Origin of the sequence: Microcoleus sp. AT8-B5 (assembly GCF_036705565.1) — a bacterium.
In the GTDB taxonomy this organism is placed as follows: Bacteria; Cyanobacteriota; Cyanobacteriia; order Cyanobacteriales; family Microcoleaceae; genus Microcoleus.
On the sequence record NZ_JAUBUY010000001.1, the window covers coordinates 197260 to 216395 of the forward strand.

At 44.5% G+C, this 19136-nt stretch carries 25 protein-coding genes; 14 read left to right on the forward strand and 11 right to left on the reverse strand.

What is annotated here, in order from left to right; genetic code table 11:
* From QUB39_RS00865 to QUB39_RS00875, 3 genes are all read left to right on the forward strand, one after another.
* Positions 1-1010, forward strand: a 1010-nt coding sequence (locus QUB39_RS00865; protein ID WP_333484986.1) for an Hsp70 family protein, incomplete at its 5' end; no start/stop codon positions are given.
* 108 nt (positions 1011-1118) lie between these two features.
* Complete coding sequence (locus QUB39_RS00870) at positions 1119-1976, forward strand: bifunctional class I SAM-dependent methyltransferase/HIT family protein (RefSeq protein WP_333052749.1); 858 nt, start codon at positions 1119-1121, stop codon at positions 1974-1976.
* A 188-nt stretch (positions 1977-2164) separates the two neighbouring features.
* Complete coding sequence (locus tag QUB39_RS00875) at positions 2165-2734, forward strand: hypothetical protein (protein ID WP_333210544.1); 570 nt, start codon at positions 2165-2167, stop codon at positions 2732-2734.
* 91 nt (positions 2735-2825) lie between these two features.
* On the opposite strand, the gene QUB39_RS00880 is transcribed toward QUB39_RS00875, so the two are convergent.
* The 3 genes from QUB39_RS00880 to QUB39_RS00890 are packed head-to-tail and all read right to left on the reverse strand — an operon-like array spanning position 2826 to position 3667.
* The gene (locus QUB39_RS00880; protein ID WP_333052753.1) at positions 2826-3182 is read right to left on the reverse strand and encodes a GNAT family N-acetyltransferase; all 357 of its coding nucleotides are present in this window, start codon (positions 3180-3182) and stop codon (positions 2826-2828) included.
* On the reverse strand, positions 3166-3408 hold the full coding sequence (locus QUB39_RS00885; RefSeq protein ID WP_333052754.1) for a hypothetical protein: 243 nt from the start codon (positions 3406-3408) through the stop codon (positions 3166-3168). The genes QUB39_RS00880 and QUB39_RS00885 overlap by 17 nt, the downstream gene beginning before the upstream one ends.
* Positions 3389-3667 carry a BrnT family toxin gene (locus QUB39_RS00890; RefSeq protein WP_333052755.1) on the reverse strand — a complete coding sequence of 93 codons (279 nt, stop codon included), beginning with the start codon at positions 3665-3667 and terminating at the stop codon, positions 3389-3391. Before QUB39_RS00890 ends, QUB39_RS00885 begins: the two co-directional genes overlap by 20 nt.
* A 286-nt stretch (positions 3668-3953) precedes the next feature.
* Between QUB39_RS00890 and ilvA the strand changes: the two genes are divergently transcribed.
* The 5 genes from ilvA to QUB39_RS00915 all read left to right on the forward strand — a co-directional run bounded on the left by ilvA (position 3954) and on the right by QUB39_RS00915 (position 6963).
* The gene (gene ilvA, locus QUB39_RS00895; RefSeq protein WP_333210570.1) at positions 3954-5486 is read left to right on the forward strand and encodes a threonine ammonia-lyase, biosynthetic; all 1533 of its coding nucleotides are present in this window, start codon (positions 3954-3956) and stop codon (positions 5484-5486) included.
* 80 nt (positions 5487-5566) lie between these two features.
* Positions 5567-5764 (forward strand): hypothetical protein, encoded by a 198-nt coding sequence (locus QUB39_RS00900; RefSeq protein WP_333210547.1) that lies wholly within the window; start codon positions 5567-5569, stop codon positions 5762-5764.
* Positions 5765-5814: 50 nt separating this feature from the next.
* Entirely contained in the window at positions 5815-6378 is a 564-nt protein-coding gene (locus tag QUB39_RS00905) for a Uma2 family endonuclease (RefSeq protein WP_445243086.1), read from the forward strand.
* 1 nt (position 6379) lies between these two features.
* A complete protein-coding gene (locus tag QUB39_RS00910) occupies positions 6380-6547 on the forward strand; it encodes a hypothetical protein (RefSeq protein WP_333210551.1) in 168 nt (55 codons plus the stop codon).
* 116 nt (positions 6548-6663) lie between these two features.
* Positions 6664-6963, forward strand: coding sequence for a hypothetical protein (locus tag QUB39_RS00915; RefSeq protein WP_333210553.1), 300 nt, complete (start codon positions 6664-6666; stop codon positions 6961-6963).
* A 145-nt stretch (positions 6964-7108) separates the two neighbouring features.
* Here QUB39_RS00915 and QUB39_RS00920 read toward each other — a convergent pair whose 3' ends face one another.
* The gene (locus QUB39_RS00920; RefSeq protein WP_333210555.1) at positions 7109-7420 is read right to left on the reverse strand and encodes a hypothetical protein; all 312 of its coding nucleotides are present in this window, start codon (positions 7418-7420) and stop codon (positions 7109-7111) included.
* A gap of 195 nt (positions 7421-7615) precedes the next feature.
* Between QUB39_RS00920 and QUB39_RS00925 the strand changes: the two genes are divergently transcribed.
* The 3 genes from QUB39_RS00925 to QUB39_RS00940 all read left to right on the forward strand — a co-directional run bounded on the left by QUB39_RS00925 (position 7616) and on the right by QUB39_RS00940 (position 8920).
* A complete protein-coding gene (locus QUB39_RS00925; RefSeq protein ID WP_333210572.1) occupies positions 7616-8134 on the forward strand; it encodes a hypothetical protein in 519 nt (172 codons plus the stop codon).
* Positions 8135-8366: 232 nt separating this feature from the next.
* Positions 8367-8573: a hypothetical protein gene (locus tag QUB39_RS00935; protein WP_333052761.1), complete on the forward strand. Its 207-nt coding sequence runs from the start codon at positions 8367-8369 to the stop codon at positions 8571-8573.
* Positions 8573-8920 carry a type II toxin-antitoxin system PemK/MazF family toxin gene (locus QUB39_RS00940; protein WP_333052762.1) on the forward strand — a complete coding sequence of 116 codons (348 nt, stop codon included), beginning with the start codon at positions 8573-8575 and terminating at the stop codon, positions 8918-8920. The genes QUB39_RS00935 and QUB39_RS00940 overlap by 1 nt, the downstream gene beginning before the upstream one ends.
* Here QUB39_RS00940 and QUB39_RS00945 read toward each other — a convergent pair.
* The 6 genes from QUB39_RS00945 to QUB39_RS00970 form a co-directional block, all read right to left on the reverse strand.
* A complete protein-coding gene (locus QUB39_RS00945; protein ID WP_333052763.1) occupies positions 8908-9186 on the reverse strand; it encodes a type II toxin-antitoxin system ParD family antitoxin in 279 nt (92 codons plus the stop codon). The genes QUB39_RS00940 and QUB39_RS00945 overlap by 13 nt on opposite strands.
* Before the next feature lie 103 nt (positions 9187-9289).
* Positions 9290-9607, reverse strand: a complete 318-nt coding sequence (locus QUB39_RS00950; protein WP_333052764.1) for an RNA-binding protein — start codon at positions 9605-9607, stop codon at positions 9290-9292.
* 5 nt (positions 9608-9612) lie between these two features.
* Positions 9613-9978, reverse strand: a complete 366-nt coding sequence (locus QUB39_RS00955; RefSeq protein ID WP_333052765.1) for a hypothetical protein — start codon at positions 9976-9978, stop codon at positions 9613-9615.
* Between the two features lie 10 nt (positions 9979-9988).
* A complete protein-coding gene (locus QUB39_RS00960) occupies positions 9989-10186 on the reverse strand; it encodes a hypothetical protein (protein ID WP_333052766.1) in 198 nt (65 codons plus the stop codon).
* A 121-nt stretch (positions 10187-10307) separates the two neighbouring features.
* The gene (locus QUB39_RS00965; protein WP_333052767.1) at positions 10308-10994 is read right to left on the reverse strand and encodes a class I SAM-dependent methyltransferase; all 687 of its coding nucleotides are present in this window, start codon (positions 10992-10994) and stop codon (positions 10308-10310) included.
* Between the two features lie 102 nt (positions 10995-11096).
* A complete protein-coding gene (locus QUB39_RS00970) occupies positions 11097-11471 on the reverse strand; it encodes a DUF1257 domain-containing protein (RefSeq protein ID WP_333204390.1) in 375 nt (124 codons plus the stop codon).
* A gap of 381 nt (positions 11472-11852) precedes the next feature.
* On the opposite strand from QUB39_RS00970, the gene QUB39_RS00975 reads away from it, so the two are divergent.
* The 3 genes from QUB39_RS00975 (at position 11853) to QUB39_RS00985 (ending at position 17702) form a co-directional block, all read left to right on the forward strand.
* A complete protein-coding gene (locus tag QUB39_RS00975; RefSeq protein ID WP_333210560.1) occupies positions 11853-13043 on the forward strand; it encodes a WD40 repeat domain-containing protein in 1191 nt (396 codons plus the stop codon).
* Between the two features lie 601 nt (positions 13044-13644).
* The gene (locus QUB39_RS00980) at positions 13645-16017 is read left to right on the forward strand and encodes a PAS domain S-box protein (protein WP_333210562.1); all 2373 of its coding nucleotides are present in this window, start codon (positions 13645-13647) and stop codon (positions 16015-16017) included.
* Positions 16017-17702 (forward strand): EAL domain-containing protein, encoded by a 1686-nt coding sequence (locus QUB39_RS00985; RefSeq protein ID WP_333210564.1) that lies wholly within the window; start codon positions 16017-16019, stop codon positions 17700-17702. The genes QUB39_RS00980 and QUB39_RS00985 overlap by 1 nt, the downstream gene beginning before the upstream one ends.
* 47 nt (positions 17703-17749) lie before the next feature.
* On the opposite strand, the gene QUB39_RS00990 is transcribed toward QUB39_RS00985, so the two are convergent.
* The gene (locus tag QUB39_RS00990; RefSeq protein WP_333210566.1) at positions 17750-19072 is read right to left on the reverse strand and encodes a J domain-containing protein; all 1323 of its coding nucleotides are present in this window, start codon (positions 19070-19072) and stop codon (positions 17750-17752) included.
* Positions 19073-19136: the final 64 nt, after the last annotated feature.

Genomic DNA, 19136 nt, shown 5'->3' on the forward strand with positions numbered 1-19136 from the left:
CCCCCCTTAGCAACGCGGGGACAAATCTTGCTCCCCCCCTTACCAAGGGGGGGCTGGGGGGGGTACGTGCCGAAGTATTGGCAAAATCCGATGCTTATGTCGGCGGCGAAGATATTGACATCTGGATTGTCGAAGATTATTTGCGGCAAATTGGTTCGTCGCGGGCAGAAGTCGGCCCCGTTGGCTGGCAAAATTTATTAGAAATAGCGGAAAAATTAAAAATTCAAGTTTCTCAAGTTAATGAGGCGAAGGAAAGCTGGTTTGACGATGAAAATTTTATGTCTTACGACTTGCAGCTAAACCGAGACAAGCTTGAGGAAATTCTGGAATCTAGGCAGTTGTTAGAACAGTTGCGGGAAGCTTTAGATGAAGTGCTGAGTATTGCACTGGGAAAAGGTATCGGCAAAGCAGATATCGAACAGGTTTTGCTGGTAGGAGGAACTTCTTTAATCCCGGCTGTATCTAATTTAGTGGTTTCGTATTTTGGGCGGCAAAAAGTCCAAAGAGACAAGCCTTTTGAAGCAGTGGCGCACGGTGCTTTAGCCTTGACACAATTAGCGAGTGTTGACGATTATTTGCGCCACAGCTATGCAATTCGCCTCTGGGAACCTTATGCTAAAGCTTATGCTTATTCGCCGATATTTAGCAAGGAAATGAAGTATCCCTGTCAAAGTTCCGAAGAGTTGACGCTGCAAGTGGCAATTGAAGGACAAAGGGAAATTCGGTTAGATATTGGGGAAGTTGCGGAGGTATCGCAAGCGGAGGTTATTTTTAACGAAAAAGGGCAAATGACGAGCAGTTGGCTCAACAAACAGACGGATTTTCGCTCTCTGGAAAGCCACCACCAGGAGGTTTGCGTGGCGCATTTGAATCCGCCCGGGGTATTGGGAATTGACAGGGTTTCGGTGAGTTTTGAGGTGGATGAGAGGCGGGTTTTGTTGGCGACGGTGCGGGATTTGGTGACTGGTAAGGTGTTGGTGGAAAAAGGGGCGATCGCCAAACTGCAATAATGATAAAATTTTAGATAACATTCGGATCTTGAAATCGGTACTACACAAACTCTCGTCCGGATGGTGCGCGGACTGAAAAATATCGATTAAAATCAAATTTATGCCGCCATGAAAAAGCAACAAAATAAATTCAGCCACCTGACGGCAATCGAAAGAATTTATCTGTCATTTCCAGCCAGATTTTTATTAGATAAAAACTTGCTGCAAGGGAAAATCTTAGATTTTGGGTGCGGCTTCGGCAGCGATGTGAGATTGTTGCAGCAAAAAGGCTTAGATATTGCGGGTTATGACCCTTATTATTTCCCGGAATTACCCAAAGATAAATTCGACACAATCATTTGCTTTTATGTTTTGAATGTTTTGTTTCCTGAAGAACAAGCTAATGTCCTGATGGAAGTGTCGCACCTGTTGAAACCGGGAGGGAATGCGTATTTTGCGGTGAGAAGGGATATCAAAAAAGAAGGCTTTCGAGAACATTATGTTCACAAAAAACCTACATATCAGTGCATTGTCAAACTTCCATTTAAGCCAGTTCACCTAGATGAGTATTGCGAAATTTACAAATACGTGCATTACAATCACCAAAGAAATTCTACTAATAACTGCATATTTTGCAATCCTTACAAAAACCTAATTTTGCTAACTGAATCAGCAACAGCTTATGCGATGTTTGACGGTTATCCAGCCAGCAAAGGTCATGTTTTAATCATCCCAAAACGTCATGTCGCCAATTATTTTGAACTGCCGTTTCGAGAGCAATCGGCTTGCTGGTTTATGGCTAACAAGGTACAAGAGATGTTAAGTAAAGAGTTTCAGCCAGACGGTTTTAATGTGGGAATCAATATTAATAAACAGGCTGGTCAAAGTCGCAGTCACGCTGCTATTCATGTTATCCCGCGTTACAAGGGCGATGCGGCTGGGAATAAAGGGGGAATTAGGTATGTGATTCCGAAGAGTGAAAAATAAAAGTTAGCCAATTGTGAAAGGAATTCTTTTTTACCGCAGAGGCGCAGAGAACACAGAGGAATAGAGAAGAGAGGGATTCATAATTTTTGTAATGATTGTTATATTTGAGCAAACGGCGAGCAAAATAGAGTTAAAATGTGTTTGCAAGGTCTAAAACTACACATTAGCAGTAATTTGGTGTTCTGTTTATGTCTAAGCGCAAAAAGCAAGAATGGCTCAAGGAAACTCTAGAGCTCAAAGAAAACCACAATTGGAAGTCAAAGCCTGGAACTCGAATTTTTGTAGCAGGAAGAGGTGCAGTCCGCTTTGATGTCCCGGAAGATTGGCATTTTGAACCGGATACTAAGTCGTTCCGATTTACGGATAAAAAGCCGCCGGATGATGATTGTTGTTTGGAGGTTTCGTTTAATTTGCTACCACCTGGTAACTGGGCAGATTTTCCGCTGGTGCCGCTATTACAGAAGGTGGTTGAAGATGAGACGCGAAATCCGATCGCTTTTGGGGAAATTATCCAATTGAAGCGGCAAACTGCCCGCGTTGTTTGGACGGAATTTAAGTTTATCGACCCTCCAGAACAGCGGGAAGCTTATTCGCGAATCTGTATTGGGTTGGGTTCTAATGTTCAGTGTTTGATTACTTTTGATTACTGGGTTGATGATGCTGAACGTTTGACTCCTGTCTGGGATACGGTGATGGATTCGTTAGTTCTGGGTTTGTTTATTAGCGACCCTCGAACGGGGTTCGCACGTCCAGACTAGACCGATTTTCTGGGAAACTTTCAATAACTAATTTTGCTAAGTGTTGAATTGGCAAGCCACCTGTCAGTAAATTTAGAACCAACATTAAACTTTACAACCGCTTTGCCATGAAAATATCTGGCTTGCCAATTCCGTTGGCGTCGGGCATCACTCCCACGATCGCAAAACCCATTTTTTGATAAAATTCGTAGGGATGACCGCGCAAATTTCTAATTTTGGCGATGTGTTCCCAAACGTTAGGATAAAGATCGATGCCTGAAAGAGTTGTTTGATTGTCTTCGTCGTCTGTACCTACCCACAGCACGATCCCTCCCCGGTTTTTAGCTTCTGTTGCTAAATCAGCTACGAGCGATCGACCAATTCCTTGTCCCCGAAATTCTGTTCTCACTACCAGCGGGTGCAGTTCCCAAACATTACCGTATTTTAGGACTTTAAACTGTATCCCCACTACTTGCTTGAGGCATCGCTTCAATCAGTGCCCGAAGCACCTTGTTGACTGCCTCTGGTGTTGAGAAAATCCGGGCAATATCCTCATCCAAAACAACGACTGTCATTTGTTGCTTTCCACTACGATTTGCAAAACGGTTGGGTTTGGCTTTTTTGTAGTCGAAGCGGTACTCTGACAAAAGGTCATCTTCCGAGTTTGAAGATTCATTAAAAGGCGTTTTCTTCATAGTCTTCACGCTCCTTTCTAGTGGCTATACGGGCACTAATGATACGGATTGTATTTGCACGTTCAGTATAGCTGACTAGCAGCAACTGATTGTTTTGAGAGTGACCGATGATAATTTCACGGCGCTCATTTTGTGAATGTTTTTCATCATCAAAAATTACGGCAAGCGGATTGTAGAAAACTGTCTTTGCTTCTTCAAAATTTACACCGTGTTTGTTGAGATTGATAGCTGCTTTGATTTCGTCCCATTCAAATTCCATACCCTGATTGTATGTTTTATATATTTTCGCGCTTTTGCTATCTAACGCTGCTTTTATTGTAATCGTACTCCACCTGAGTGCGACTCAACTTCCCCGCTGACTCGACGAAATAAGTTCGATCGCGCGTTTTCAGTATTTTCCCAAACGGAAAAGTTATCATTGATAACTTCCGTGAAGCGAAGCTATCCCGCAGGGAATCGCCCGTTAGTGAAGCTTGCAGCTATTCGATCGCCAATTCCCCGCAAAATACTAACACAAGTGCCCTACAATTATCCCACCATCCGGCATCAACCAACCTGCTAACCCCATGCTTTGCGATTACCTAGTACAAATCCTCACCGCCCGCGTCTACGATGTTGCTCAAGAAACACCCCTCGAAGTAGCCCCCAATCTATCAGCACGGCTCAACAATAAACTTTTGCTGAAGCGAGAGGATATGCAGTCGGTGTTTTCCTTCAAACTGCGAGGTGCGTACAACAAAATGGCGCAACTGTCGCCGGATTTGCTAGCACAAGGTGTCATTGCAGCTTCCGCCGGGAACCACGCCCAAGGAGTCGCCCTCGCCGCCCGCCACCTAGGAACTCGCGCGATCATAGTCATGCCCGTAACGACGCCGCAGGTGAAGGTAAATGCGGTGATAGCCCGTGGTGGAGAGGTAGTCTTGCATGGGGATACCTACGATGATGCTTACGCTTTTGCGCGTCAATTAGAGGGCGAAAAAGGTATGACTTTTATTCACCCTTTTGATGATCCCTACGTAATTGCTGGACAGGGTACGATCGGCATGGAAATTCTGCGGCAACATCAAAAACCAATTCACGCGATTTTTGTGGCAATTGGGGGCGGTGGATTGATTTCGGGAATTGGGGCTTATGTCAAGCGGTTGCGGCCGGAAATTAAGATTATTGGCGTCGAACCAGTGGATTCCGATGCAATGAATCAATCGCTGAAAGCGGGTAAACGGGTGCGTTTGTCGCAGGTGGGTTTATTTGCTGACGGCGTTGCTGTGCGGGAAGTGGGGGAGGAAACTTTTCGGTTGTGTCAGGAGTATGTGGATGAGATTATTTTGGTGCATACGGATGATGTTTGCGCGGCGATTAAGGATGTTTTTGAAGATACGCGATCGATCTTAGAACCTGCAGGCGCTTTGGCGATCGCAGGTGCGAAAGCTTACGTCGAACGCGAACAAATCGCAGGAGAAACATTAATTGCTGTTGCTTGCGGCGCGAACATGAATTTCGATCGCCTGCGTTTTGTAGCAGAAAGAGCCGAGTTTGGCGAACACCGCGAAGCCATTTTTGCAGTCACAATTCCCGAACAAGCTGGCAGTCTCCGCAGGTTTTGCGAATGTCTGGGCAAACGCAATTTAACTGAATTTAGCTATCGAATTGCGGATGAAAAAGAAGCACATATTTTTATCGGCGTGCAAATTGAAAACCGTGCCGATGCGGTGAAGATAGCCGCAAGTTTTGAAGATTGTGGCTTCAAGACTTTGGATTTAACTGATGATGAATTAACGAAATTGCACGTGCGGCATATGGTGGGCGGGCGTTCGATGCTGGCCAATCATGAATTGTTTTATCGCTTTGAATTTCCCGAACGTCCGGGTGCGTTGATGAAGTTTGTCGGTTCGATGAGTCCTAACTGGAATATCAGTGTTTTTCACTATCGAAATAACGGCGCAGATTACGGGCGAATTGTGGTGGGAATTCAGGTGCCGCCCGATGAGATGCAGGAATGGCAGGCTTTTTTGGATACGCTGGGCTATCAGTATGGGGATGAGAGTCAAAATCCGGCTTATAAGTTGTTTTTGAGGTAGGGTTTTTTGGGAAAGCTGGTCGAGTTCTGACAGATGTACTCAACACCTATAGCATTAGCCAAAACAAATTGGCGATCGCAATGGGTGTGCGAAGTTCTGTTGTCTATCGTTGGTTTAATGAGTTGATAGATCCAACGGTCAACACGCTTGTGAAGATGGTTGTGGCGTTAAAGTTGCTCGATATAGATGCAGCGCGGGAGTTTGTGCAGTGCTATTTGGGTGAGATTTTGGAGGGTGAGGGTGAGGGTGAGGTCGATCGGTCTACAAACATAGAATAGACTTAATGATAAAATTATGGCAGAGTGGCAATGACACCGAATTCAAAGCGATGACAGCAGCACTTCCCATTTCTCTCACTCTCGAAGCTTTCCTCAAACTACCGGAAACTCAACCTGCGAGTGAATTTATTAACGGACGCATTCACCAAAAGAGTATGCCTCAAGGCAAACATTCTCGTTTGCAACTCAAGTTTTGCAACGCTGTTAATCTAGTTGCGGAAACAGAACGAATTGCTCTTGCTTTTCCCGAATTGCGCTGTACTTTTGGCGGGCGTTCTATTGTACCTGATGCTACAGTATTTGCTTGGGATAGAATCACTTTTGAAGCGGATGGCGAAGTTCCGAATTCCTTTGAAATTCATCCCGACTGGACAGTAGAAATTTTATCCCCTGACCAGAAAGCAACTAAGGTGATTAGTAATATTTTACACTGTTTGAAATACGGGACTGAGCTCGGATGGTTAATCGATCCAGAGGAACGGTTTATTTTAGCATTTATTCCCGGACGAGAACCAGTTGAGTTAACGGGACAAGATCGGTTGCCCGTGCCCAGTTTTTTAACATTAGATTTGACAGTGGAGCAGGTTTTTGGGTGGCTGAAAGCAGGTGGATAACTTGGCTCTAATTTCGAGCAGATCGCAAATTCCGCACATCCTCAATAGTGAGTCCGGTTGTTTGACCGATCGTTGCATCATCCAGGCGATCGAGCAATTGCCGCGCCATCGCATTTTAGTAGCGATCGCGCGGCGGTATGATATTCCTAATGTTGAAAGGATTTGGTAGTTGCGGGCGATCGCACTTTTGTCTGGTAAGGGCGATCGTGCAAAACATACAAAGCTCAAAAACTGCTATAATCAGGAATCTTAGAAACTTAACACGCTTAGGCTGAGGTTAAAGTCGTGACAATAACTTCACAAGAAACGGATGTACAAATTCAACAATTCCCGATTATTCTGGGACAGGGAGGGGAAATTACCATTCCCCAGTTATTACAAGATTCTCTGAATGTTAATCAGGGAGATACGCTGGTGCTACTCCAAATAGGTAATCTGATTTTTCTTGCTCCCAAACAACCTCAAGTTCCCCAACTAATCGATCGTATTGTCACGATTATGGAAAATGAAAATGTAAGTTTGAGTAATTTATTGGCTGGTTTAGAAGCGGAGAGAGAGGCGATTTGGCAGGAAAAACAGTCTTGATGCGTAGGATATTTGCAGACTCTAGCGTATTAATTGCGGGATGTGGATCTCGAACAGGAGCTAGTCGTGCTGTGCTGACAATGGCTGAGATTGGTCTGTTCAAGTTAGTTGTATCGCAGCAAGTTTTGGAGGAATGCAAAAGATATTAGTTTACAAAACATTGCCAAGAGTAGGGATCGCGCTCATTACTAGGTCGTGCATAGGCATTTTGATTTTTATACTGGAATCGACAAGCATTATCCATTGAGAGACTTACTAGATCTTGCCTGATCCGACAACGCCATCCCCAGGCAGTATTCTCAACCAACTCTGATTTTGACCCCTCACCAAAACGATCCCGACAGTATTTATCAACATCAATACCACCTATAAGACGCTGTGCCTGTGCTGTCATAGGAAACAGAATTGAACTGGTCGCTAAAGCAGCCACCAAAATCAATGCTTTGGAAGTTTTCATTTTTATTATTCGCGATCTATTGTAATGACTTAGCGATCTTTAAGCATTTATGATAAACCGATCGCACAAAAAATGTAAAGTAAAAAAAGTTGGAAAAAGTTGGAACTTCCTAAAATTAGGATGCGAAGCTCAAAAAGTTGGAAAAAGTTGGAAAAAGTTTGGTATAGTAACCATACCTATCTCACCATCCCACCTATGGACAGTCCTCAGATATTGCAATTTGTCGATGAAGCTGTCTGCGCCAAGACAGGCAAACATCTAAACAACTTGCAGCGGAAGATTATCGCGGGAATACTGAAAAATAAAAAATATGCTGACGTTGCAGAAACTTATGGTTATAGCTCCCAGCACGTTAAAAAGGCTAGTCACGAACTTTTACAAATGTTATCTGAAGTGTTTGGCGAACAAGTAAAAAAAAGTAATCTTGAATCCGTGTTAGAAAGGCATATAAATCTGAATATAAGTTTTGGCAATAAAAACACTATTAATAAAAATCTTATTGGTATTGGCTGCATAAATAATTGCCCTGAACCCTCTACTCCTACGCCCGATAAAAGTCAGCCTAAAAATCCCGACTCGCAGCAGAAAACCAAAAATCAAACTAAGATTGAAACAATTGATAAATTACGGCAGTTTGGCTTGAGCGACGAACAAATTGCAGAAGCGCTAGATATACCTTTAGAGCAGGTTAAACAGGTGGACTTGGAGGAGTAAAGTCTCCTACAGTAATGAAAAGGTAAGTTTTGAAAAGAAATTAGGAGAATCAATTGAAAATCAAAATTATTATTCACGAAGCAGAATAAGGCGGATACTGGGCAGAAGTTCCTGCTATTCCTGGCTGTGCAACAGAGGGAGAAACTTTTGAGGAATTGCTGCAAAATCTCTAGGTCGCGATCGAAGGTTGCCTTGTTGAAGTAAGATAAAATATCCCCAGATTTTTTCAGCTATGAACACAAAACTCATTGAATCGTTGGTACAAATCATCCAGACACTCTCAGAAGAAGAGCAATTGCTAATCAAAGCAAAACTATTTAGTAACATCCCCTATCCTTCTACTGCGGAAATAGCCCAGTTAGCCCAAAGCGGACGAGCATTTCAATTCCTGCACGACGAACCTGATATTTACACCCTTGAAGATGGAGAGCCAATTTAGTGAAGCTAAAAAAAGGAGATATTGTTTTAGCTGAATTTCCCTTTACAGATTTGAGTCAGAAAAAGTTACGTCCGGCTTTAGTGCTGTGGGCAAGTTCAACCATAGATGAAATTACGATCTGCTTCATTTCTTCGCAAAATGTCACTAGCCTAAGTTTAGATGAATTTGCTTTAAATGCTTCAGATCCCGAATTTCCCAGCACGGGATTAAAAGTATCTTCTAAAGTTAGAGTGACTCGGATTGTCAGTCTTGAACAGAGATTAATACTGAGACGATTGGGCGAGTTAGGAAGTCAGCAAATGCAGGAATTGAATGCAACTATCATACAAGCATTTCAATTAGTATAGCCTTGTTTACTCTCGCGTACTTGCCGGAAACGATCGCAAATCCCTGCAATAAAAGTTTCGCCATCAATCGGTGGAGTATGTTCGGACATGGCAACAGCAGCATCTATCTTAACTCGTACAGCATCGAGCCACTGGCGATCGGCGCGATCGTATTCATCTAACAATCGCAAGGCAACTTCCAGCACTTCTTCAGCAGAGCCATATTTACCAGTTTGCAGTTTAGTTTGGATGAATAGTTCTTGGGTTTTCGTCAGAGTAATGCTCATAGTATTGATTTACTCGTTTGCTTCAATTATATCGCGTCGATCGATCTTTGAAACCAGCGATCGGGAAAATTGGGATTTTGCGATCTTAGCATACCTAATTATTTCACACCATCACCGGACGACTTCTCAGTGGCACGAGAATTTCATGCAAAACACTAGGCTTCGCATTCAGATACACTTCACGACAATTAGCATCATTATATCCGACAACAATTGCACCGATCGCACTACCGATTTCAGGATACATCTCTTCACTCATCTCTCCGTTATCCAAAAAGTCTGGAATTTTAATCAAACCTTTGACAGCATCTTCACCAATATTAACAAACACTCCAAATGGAGCATGATATTCAACTTTACCAAGCAAAAATTGCCCCAATCTGTACTTTAACTTAATTTGTTCCCAGCTTTGACTATCCATAATATTCAATGTGGTTTGAGGACTCGTGGAAATTGGTTGAGTATGGCAAACAAGCGTTGAGGTACAATTACCTCAATTCGCTCGTAACCGTCTTTCTCATCATAGCGATATTCCAGCGACTTGAAATACTGCTCATAACTTGACTTATCAATTGAAACCTCCAGTATCCCTTCTTTATAGCTTTGATTATACTCTTCTGCAATACTTCGATCTTGGGGGCCGGCAAAATAGCAATTTCCATCGACATAAGGAGGATTGTAGGGAAAATCGACGGTTTGAAATCCCTCTTTCAGTAATTTCTGACCTTTGCCTTTTTGAGGTGCTTTGTAAATCGTAATGATTTGGGGGGGTAGTAACTGACTAGGTTCCATGCAGAATGCTTTAAATTTCCTTACACTTTCCCTCACTAAATGCTTGTTCGGCTTGTCGAATCAAGGCGTCAAATTTGCCTGCTTTCATATCCTCTTCAATTTGCTTATCCCAAAGTGCTTCTTGGAACTCATCAAGCCCTTCGAGAAACTCTGCGAGCTCATTTTGTGAAAGTTCCGTTACAGCAGTCTTGAGTTCTGTAATGTTCATGGGTAACTATCTTTTTTTCCTAAAATTAGTTTACCAGTTTGGTATAATTAGATCGCGTCGATCGCATTATACAAAATTCCCTCTTCATTACCCCTGTTCTCGGAGTCCGTTTGACAAGATTTCAATCGCCGAGTGACTGACAAATCAGCAGCATGGAAAGAGGAATCTGCGTCTGTGGATGTGTCGGCTCCTTGAATTCACATACCCTCCAGCCAGATTCCGACACTTGTTGAAACCACGAACTAACTGTGCGAAAATACCACGGCATCGGCTCTCGAAAAGCTCCGCCGAAGTTGTCGAAAGTCTCGGTTTTCCATCCATCAACATAGGGCTGTTCCTGACACGCTGTGAATGGATGAACTGTCTGGATAAACAGATGTCCGTCTGAGACTATTGCTTTGCGTAACGATCGCAATAAATCTCCAATTTCCTCACCCAGTAGCGAGAAATTACAGACAATTCCATCGTATGGTTGACCGAGTATCGCTGGATCGGCAATAATCTCATCGTAGCCGATCGCCCGAAAGCAACCGCCTCCTTTCTCACAAGCTCGATCGACCAAAACAGCGCAACCATCAACTCCGACAACCTCAACACCGCGCTTTGCTAGGGCGCGCGTCAGCCAACCTTCACCGCATCCGACATCCAAAACTCGCCGAGGCTTATAGCGCAGCACAGCTTGCAGAATAGCCTCGTCGGTTGCTGCGCGGCGACTTTCGATTGTGTTGTATTGGATCGCCTGTATCCATGCGTCAGCATTAGCCTCCCAACTTTGTTGAATTTGTTGTTCAGGGCGATCGAATTTCATAGTGATTCTCCTATTGGTACTAGGACTTACGAAAAAATCTAATTTTAACCCGATTCTGCGTAAGTCCTGAGTCCATAAAAACGAGTTCAACAAGCCCAATTATTAAACCCATCTACCCACTACAACTCTCAGCGTTCCATCTGCCAAAGTTTCCTCTTCTTCAACATGAAAACCCTCTGACTGCACCGCCGCCATCAAACTTTTGCGCGCGTATTTTTGACTAATTGAATTGACAAATTCCTGCTGATTAATTCGAGCGCCCCAAAAATCCGCTACCAATTCGTAATCCTCTCCGTTGCGGCGAAAACCCAAATCGTAACCATTGGATTGCCGAATCACGTACTCGGCATTAGTTTTGTCACCCCGATAACCCCGTACCTGCACATTGGACTCTACTTGATAACCCAACTCTTCCAACACTTGATGCAGCAGTTCGCCGTTCTTGATCTGAACCTTGATCGTTGTGAAGTGTGACATATCACTTTCGGATTTTTGTGTGAAACGCTGATTTGATTATAATACTATAAACTGCAACAGTCAATAAGTTAGAACTTGCGATCTTAAACGAGGTTTGAGCGTCACCGAAAGCAGCCAGGTTACAAGCCCCCGGATTCATCTGTGCAGAAATTCACAACAGAGTATCCGATAACAATTCCCCCGATTTATCCGTGAGTTCGCTTTTTTCAATCCTCCAATTCTTCAATCTAAAATCTAAAATCGTATGATAGCCGATAATTGTAAGCAACCTAAACAATACGATATATCCGACAACAATTCCCCCGATTGATCCGTGAGTTCGCTTTCTTCAATCCTCCAATTCTTCAAATCTAAAATCCAAAATCTAAAATCTAAAATCGTATGATGCCCGACAATTCTAACCAACCCAGAGAATATGATGCCGTCCTCGGCGGCCAAAGTCAAATCCCGATCGCCGCCGCTGTTTTGGGAGGCATCGCCGGGGTCAAGCAGCGCTTCACCAGTCCTAGTATTGAGTCGCGGATTGCCGCTGTTAAAGATGCTCCTAAATACGGAGGCGCTGGTTTAGATTTAGCAATTGAGGCGCTGCTTGACCCCGCAGCAGAAGTGCAGCGAGTTGCTTATTTAATTTTGCGATCGAGGACAGAACCTCTAGTCCGCCAAGCTTTAAAAGAATTCGTGCCTTACAAGCTTTTTGACTGCATCCGCACTGTGAAAACTGGGACAAATGTTGCGATTAGTCCCGGAGGATCTTGCACGGCTAGTTTGCACGGCAAAATAATTAGAATTTGCGATGTAGAGACAGGAGAAATACTCTATACTGTTGACAAGTATCCCCGCGCTCAAGAAACTTTTGTCCTTTGCCAAGAAAGTGAAGTTTTTGTGAGAAGCAGAAATACTCCGAAACATCGTGCGATCGAAATTTGGCAGGGAGGAGAATTGCAGCATACTTCCCTCGGACATGAAGCGGAAATTAGCGCAATTGTTATCAGTCCCGACAGTCAAGTTATCGCCAGCGGTTCGGCAGATACTACTATTAAAATTTGGAATTTAGAGACGGGAAAGTTAATCTGTACTTTTGGCAGTCTTTTAACTTGGGGAGCTCATAAAGCAGGAATTGTTAGTCTTGCTTTTAGCCCGATCGCACAAACTCTCGCTAGCAGCAGTTCTGACGGTACAATTAAACTGTGGAACCTCCGCAGCAGAGAATGCTTTCAAACAATTAAAGGTTACGCGAATTGTCTGGCTTTCAGCCCAGACGGGCAGACTTTGGCTACTGGCGGCTGGGACAGAAACATTCAACTGCGGCAGCTATCGAATCCAGATACTTCAATCACTTTGGCCGGGCATTTTAACTCGATAAATGCGATCGCCTTTAGTCCCGACGGACTCACTGTTGTCAGTGCTAGTGCCGATGGTAATATCAAATTTTGGAATGCCAGTACCGGCGAACATATTCATACTCTCAGCGGACATCAAAACTCTGTTACTTGTCTTACTTTTAGCAGCGATGGTGAAACTATTATCAGTGGCAGTATCGACAAAACTGTCAAAATTTGGGGAATTAATTGAAGGAAGTTCGGCAACGGATTATGTAGCGCATGGAAGAAAGAGGGAAGAGGGAAAAAGGAAGAAGGCAGAAAGAAGAAGGAAGAAGGCAGAGGCGATACGCATGGGACAAGTGCAATTAAGGAATGAGAATTAAATAACTTCCACAAGTTTGTGGGATGGGCGTCCCGCCCATCCCACAATAACAATTAAAATTGTAAGTTATTTAATTCGCGATCCTAAGCGCGTCCTAACGGTCGGGCGCGCTGGCTATATTTCTAAATTCCAGATTCCAGATTCCTCGGTGCGTGAATCTACGCAAACAAATATAATAAATTTACAATCCCAGTTATTGTGCAAGCCGAGAATTGCGGAATTTATTTTTGCAATACTACAAATAGTTACCGTAAGAATACTGAGTTACAGGCATTATTCAGCTTATTATCAATTTGTGAACTGTTGCCAGAAAGCCTGAGCAAGGAGCATTTTCTGAATCCTTTAAACTAGCTTTAATATATCGCATCTTGGTTGGATGAGTATTCCTGCTAATTGTAATATTTGACTTAAAAAGTTTATGCTTAAAAGATAGGCTGGGGTTAAATATACAGTGCGCCCTAGAGTAACCATGTCACACTGCAACCAATCCATCTGTCGTTCCCGCAATCTCGTAGAAATGTGCGATACGGCTGCCAGTTGGCAGCAAAAAGCCGATCGACTAACGGTAGAATTAAACAGCACGCGCGATCGGCTTCACGCAGAAATCGATCGGCTAAAACTTGCCAACGAAACCCTTCACGCCGCTGTCAGTTGTGCCCCAATTTTCCTGTGGGCAACAGACAGAGAAGGCAAGTTAACTCTGGCAGCGGGGAAAGGATTAGAAAATTTGGGACTCAAACCAGGTGCAACTGTCGGGCGATCGATTTTTGAAGTTTACAGCAGCCAGCCAGATATCTTAGAAAATATTGCCGAGGTATTAGCAGGAAACGATCGCAATTGGAATGCCCGACCGGGGCATTGTATTCACGAAATTCGATCGGCAGCCCTGCGAGATGGAAACGGCGAAGTTGTCGGCGCCGTCGGTGTTTCTACTGAAATTACCGAGCGCGAGCAGTCCATCGCCAGTCTGAAAACGGCAAATCAAGAATTAGAAGACAGACTTCAGCAGCAAACGGCAGTCTTCAATGCAGCACTTGCCGAAAGCGAAAAAAAGTACCGCAACCTCGTAGAAACCTCCCAAGAATTGATTTGGTCGATCGATATTGAAGGCCTCTTGACTTTTGTCAATTCCGCCGCCAAACGCATCTACGGTTACGAACCGCCAGAAATGATCGGACGGCGCTTCACCGATTTTTTAGTTCCCGGTCAAGAAAATAGACCAAGAGAAATATTTGCCCAACTTTTAGCGAGAACCAAAATTCAGCCACAAAGCGCTAATTCTCCTTACGAAACAGTGCACCTTCGCAAAGACGGTACTCCCGTCCACCTGCGCGTCAACAGCATCGTCAACCAAGCTGAAAACGGCGCTATTTTAGGGTTGTGCGGAACGGCGACAGATATTAGCGATCGCAAGCGATCGGAAGAAGCACTCAAAGAAGCTACAGACCAACTTCGCGCCGTTTTGGATGCCGTACCCGGACTGATTTCTTGGATCAGTTCCGATTTGCGGTATATCGGAGTCAACCAGCACTTAGCAACCTCATTCAACCTGTCTCCTGAAAGCTTTGTCGGTCAAGAAATCAACTTTCTCGACAAAGGCTCGACTTTCGGAGAACTGATACGAATTTTTTTTAACAGTTCATCTCAGCAAACCTGCCAAGAAATAGAAATAGAAATTAACGGTTTCGTCCGCAACTATTTGATAGTAGCTCAGAAATATCATCAGGGAACCGCAGCAGTTTCTGTAGGAATAGACATTACCGATCGCAAGCGTGCGGAAGCTCTCAAAAACCAATTGATCTGCTCGTTGCAAGAATCAGAACACAAATTTCGCAGCCTTTATGAAGCCACCAGCGACGCAGTAATGTTGCTTGACGAACATGAGTTTTTTGACTGCAACCCCGCCACCTTAAAAATATTTGGCTGTAGCAACAAACAAGAATTTTACGGCAAGCATCCGAGGGAATTTTCCCCGCCATTTCAGCCTAACGGACAAGATTCAGCCAGTTTAGCTGCACAGAAAATGAACATAGCAATGCTCATAGGTAGCTGTCGATTTGACTGGGTACACCAACGACTCGACGGTTCAGAATTTTCTGCCGAAGTTTTGTTAAACGCAATGGAAATTAACGGACAAAAATTTCTCCAAGCTGTAGTACGCGACATTACAGACCGCAAACGGGATGAGGATCAAATCAAAGCCTCCCTCGCCGAAAAAGAAGTCCTTCTCCAAGAAATTCACCACCGCGTCAAAAACAACCTCCAAGTTATTTCTAGCCTGCTGAAACTTCAGTCTCGCTACATTCAAGACAGCCGCGTTAGTGAAATGTTAAAAGAAAGTCAAAACCGAGTCAGATCAATGGCCCTGGTTCACGAACAATTGTATCAATCCAAAGACTTGTCAAACATTGACTTTGCTGAATACATCCAAAATCTCGCCCACAATTTATTCCAAGCTTATGAAAATCATGCAGAAGGCGTCAACTTGCAAACAAATATTGCGCCGTGTTCTCTCAATATTGATACGGCAGTTCCTTGCGGGTTAATTATCAACGAGCTTGTGACAAACGCCCTCAAATATGCCTTTAAAGGACAACTTAAAGGTAAAATTAACATAGATTTCACTTTAGATAATAACAGATTTTGCGTGCTAACCGTGAGTGACAACGGAATTGGTTTTCCTCAAGACTTAGATTATCGCACAGCCCGAACATTGGGTTTGCGACTTGTGGGGTCTTTAGTCAAGCAAATCCGGGGGGGAATAGAACTGTTGGAAACTGCTGGCACGACTTTTAGAATAACCTTTTATCAGCCCAAATTGCACTCTAAGGAGAAAATTTAGTGTCCAACAAAAAAATTCTGATAGTTGAAGACGAGAGCATCATTGCGGAAGACATTTCCGACAGTTTGATATCTCTAGGATATAGAATAACTGGGATGGTATATTCGGGAGAAGAAGCGATTGAATCGGCCGCCAAGTTGCGCCCGGATTTAGTTTTAATGGATGTTAACCTCCAAGGAGAAATCGACGGCATTACAGCAGCGGAAGAAATTCGCTTGCGATTTCAAATCCCGGTAGTTTATCTGACAGCCTATGCCGATGAAACTACTTTGCGACGAGTCAATAGTACAAAACCGTTTGGCTATATTGTCAAGCCATTTGAAGAAAAAAACTTGCATACAACTATTCAACTGGCACTCTACCGACATCAGTATGACAGCTTGACAAACCTGCCGAATCGTTCATTTTTGCGAGAAAAGTTAAGTCGAGTATTAGAGGGTCAAAAAGAATTGTCAGGAGTCGTTCCAGTTATCACGCTTAGCTTAGATAAAATCAACCGCATTAACACTACCTGGGGACACGATATCGGCGACTCAGTGCTTTGCACCATCGCCCAGCGGCTAACTAACTGCATGGAAAACATTAATATTGTTGCTCGTTTGGAAGCGGCAGAATTCGCGCTGATTCTTAAACCAGTGGCCGAAAAACAGGATGTGGCTAAAATTGCTCAAAACATTTTAGATATTGTATCCCAATCTATGATTGTCAAAGATTGCGAAGTCTATGTCACTGCTAGTATCGGGATCTGCTTGTATCCCGGAGACGGCACCGACGGAGATGAAATGCTGAAAAATGCTTATATAGCAATGTATGAATCTCAGCAGAAAGGCGGCAATAATTATCATTTTTATAATCCCACAAATGCTAATTATTTCATCAATACAATTCTTCAAGAAACTTCCCTGCGCCATGCGTTAAAAAGCTCAGAATTTGAAATTTACTATCAGCCTAAAATAGCAATTAAAACAGGTAAAATCATTGGTGCTGAAGCTTTGGTGCGCTGGAATCATCCTGAACGGGGGCGAGTTTCTCCGGGGGAATTTATTCCAATGGCTGAAGAGATGGGCTTGATTGCGCCGTTGGGTGAATGGGTATTAGAGACTGCTTGCAGGCAAACTAAAACATGGCAAATAGCAGGTTTACCGCCCCTGCGAGTCGCAGTTAACGTGTCAGCCCGTCAATTCGAGCGCAAAAATTTCACGGAAAGAGTCAGGGAGATATTAACAGAAACCGCTCTCGATCCCAAGTGTTTGGAATTAGAACTGACGGAAAGTCTGGTTTTGCAAGACGAAATTGCAGCAGCTAAAGCTTTTACGGTGTGGAAAGAGCAGGGGATTAGGATAGCAATTGATGATTTTGGAACGGGATATTCTTCTTTGAGTTATCCAAAACGCTTTCCGTTTGATGCGATCAAAATTGACAAGAGTTTTATTCGCGATATTGCAGACGATCGCCAAAATGCAGCGATCACAATAGCGATTATTCAAATGGCACACTGCATGAACATGACGGTGGTGGCTGAGGGGGTAGAAAATAAGCAAGAACTTGATTTTTTGTGCGAGTACGAATGCGACGAAATTCAAGGCCATCTTTTCAGCCCAGCTTTGCCAAGCGCTGAGTTTGAAGCGCTGCTGAAAAGCGATAAGTGCTGGGATTTACATCAATTCCGGTTGCAATCCTCATGACAGTTAACTGTTAACTGTTGACTGTTAACTGTTGACTGTTAACTGATTTAAAAGATACGATCGCCCAACCAGCTTCCCAGCCACAGCCCAAAACCGGAAGTAGCCACCAACAGGATAACCGTATAAAGCCCGTTGCCGTTGTGGATCAACCTTTCAGCAGCTACCATCCGCGCCACAACTCCAGCAATAATGCCGATCGCAGCCCAAGCCCCATAAACAGCCTTAGATCCGGCGATAGCCAAAGCTTGGACGAGATCCCCCGAACCCGCCCCAGCAAAAACCCCCGCCCACGCCCCAATCCCCAGCCCGATCGCACCTCGGAGCCCGACGGGGCCGCCAGAATTGACGCCTAGTTCCGTCGCCAGCCCGCACATCAAGCCGACAAGCGCCCAACACACGGCCGCCACCAACGCCTTAACCCAATTCCCAGAAACCGTTCCCGCCATCAATCCCACCACTGCCACCACTCCCCCTACAGCCAAAACAGCAGCCACAGCCCGATACTGGGCCTCGGAACTGGCGATCGCCCCCAAACCAGCCCCAACTGCCCCCCAAGCAGCCCCTGTTACCATTCCTCCCGCCTGAAAACCAGCGATCGACCCCCCCACCGCCCCAGCCAAAACTAACGCCGCCAGCCACACTCTAGGCGTTGCCGAACCCTCCGCCAGCAAAATCGCGGCCCACAGCCAATCTGCACCGCAGATTAAAGCCCACATCCACAGCGGGGCGGCTGATTTCGTCAAAATCCAACCGGTCAAAGCGTAACTCACCACGGCGATTGCCAGCGGCCACCAAGGGAAGCTTGAATACTGTTGAGATGGGCGCACTTCCCTCGGCGGGATTCGTGGTTTTGAGTATTGAGTTGAAAATTCTGTTTTCCTTCTCGAAGTAAGCTTTCGATAGTTTTGAGATCGCCCTGCTTTCCTCGCAACGCTTCGCCCTGGTTGCTTTGTGCCCCGCCACCCTGGGCGACTGTGAGTGGTAAATCGTTTCTTGCTTGAAGAGTTTTTTTGAGTGAGAAATTTTTTGGAGGCGGCTTTTGGGCGGGTTTGACGGCGCTCTTGACCAGGCCTGGCGGCTGATTTTGCAGAACGCCTTCTCAGGGGTTTTTCCGGCGCAGGCGGTGGTGGCTGCTGAAACTGTTGTTCGATCGACCTCGATTCAGGCTGACTCAGAAACAACACCAACTCCTGGTAAGCTTCATTAATTTCTGTTAATCTTTGGTGAGCTTTTTGTTGCAGGCGATCGTTGTGGGCAAATCGATCGGGATGCCACACAAACGCTAAATCCCTGTAAGCGCGCTTAATTTCTTCTAAGGAAGTTCCAGGCTCAATTTCGAGGATTTCGTAGCATCGATTAATGTCAGCCATAGGCTTCGGGCAGGTGTTGGTAAATTCGCGTGAAGCGAAGCTATCCCGTAGGGAATCGTACTTA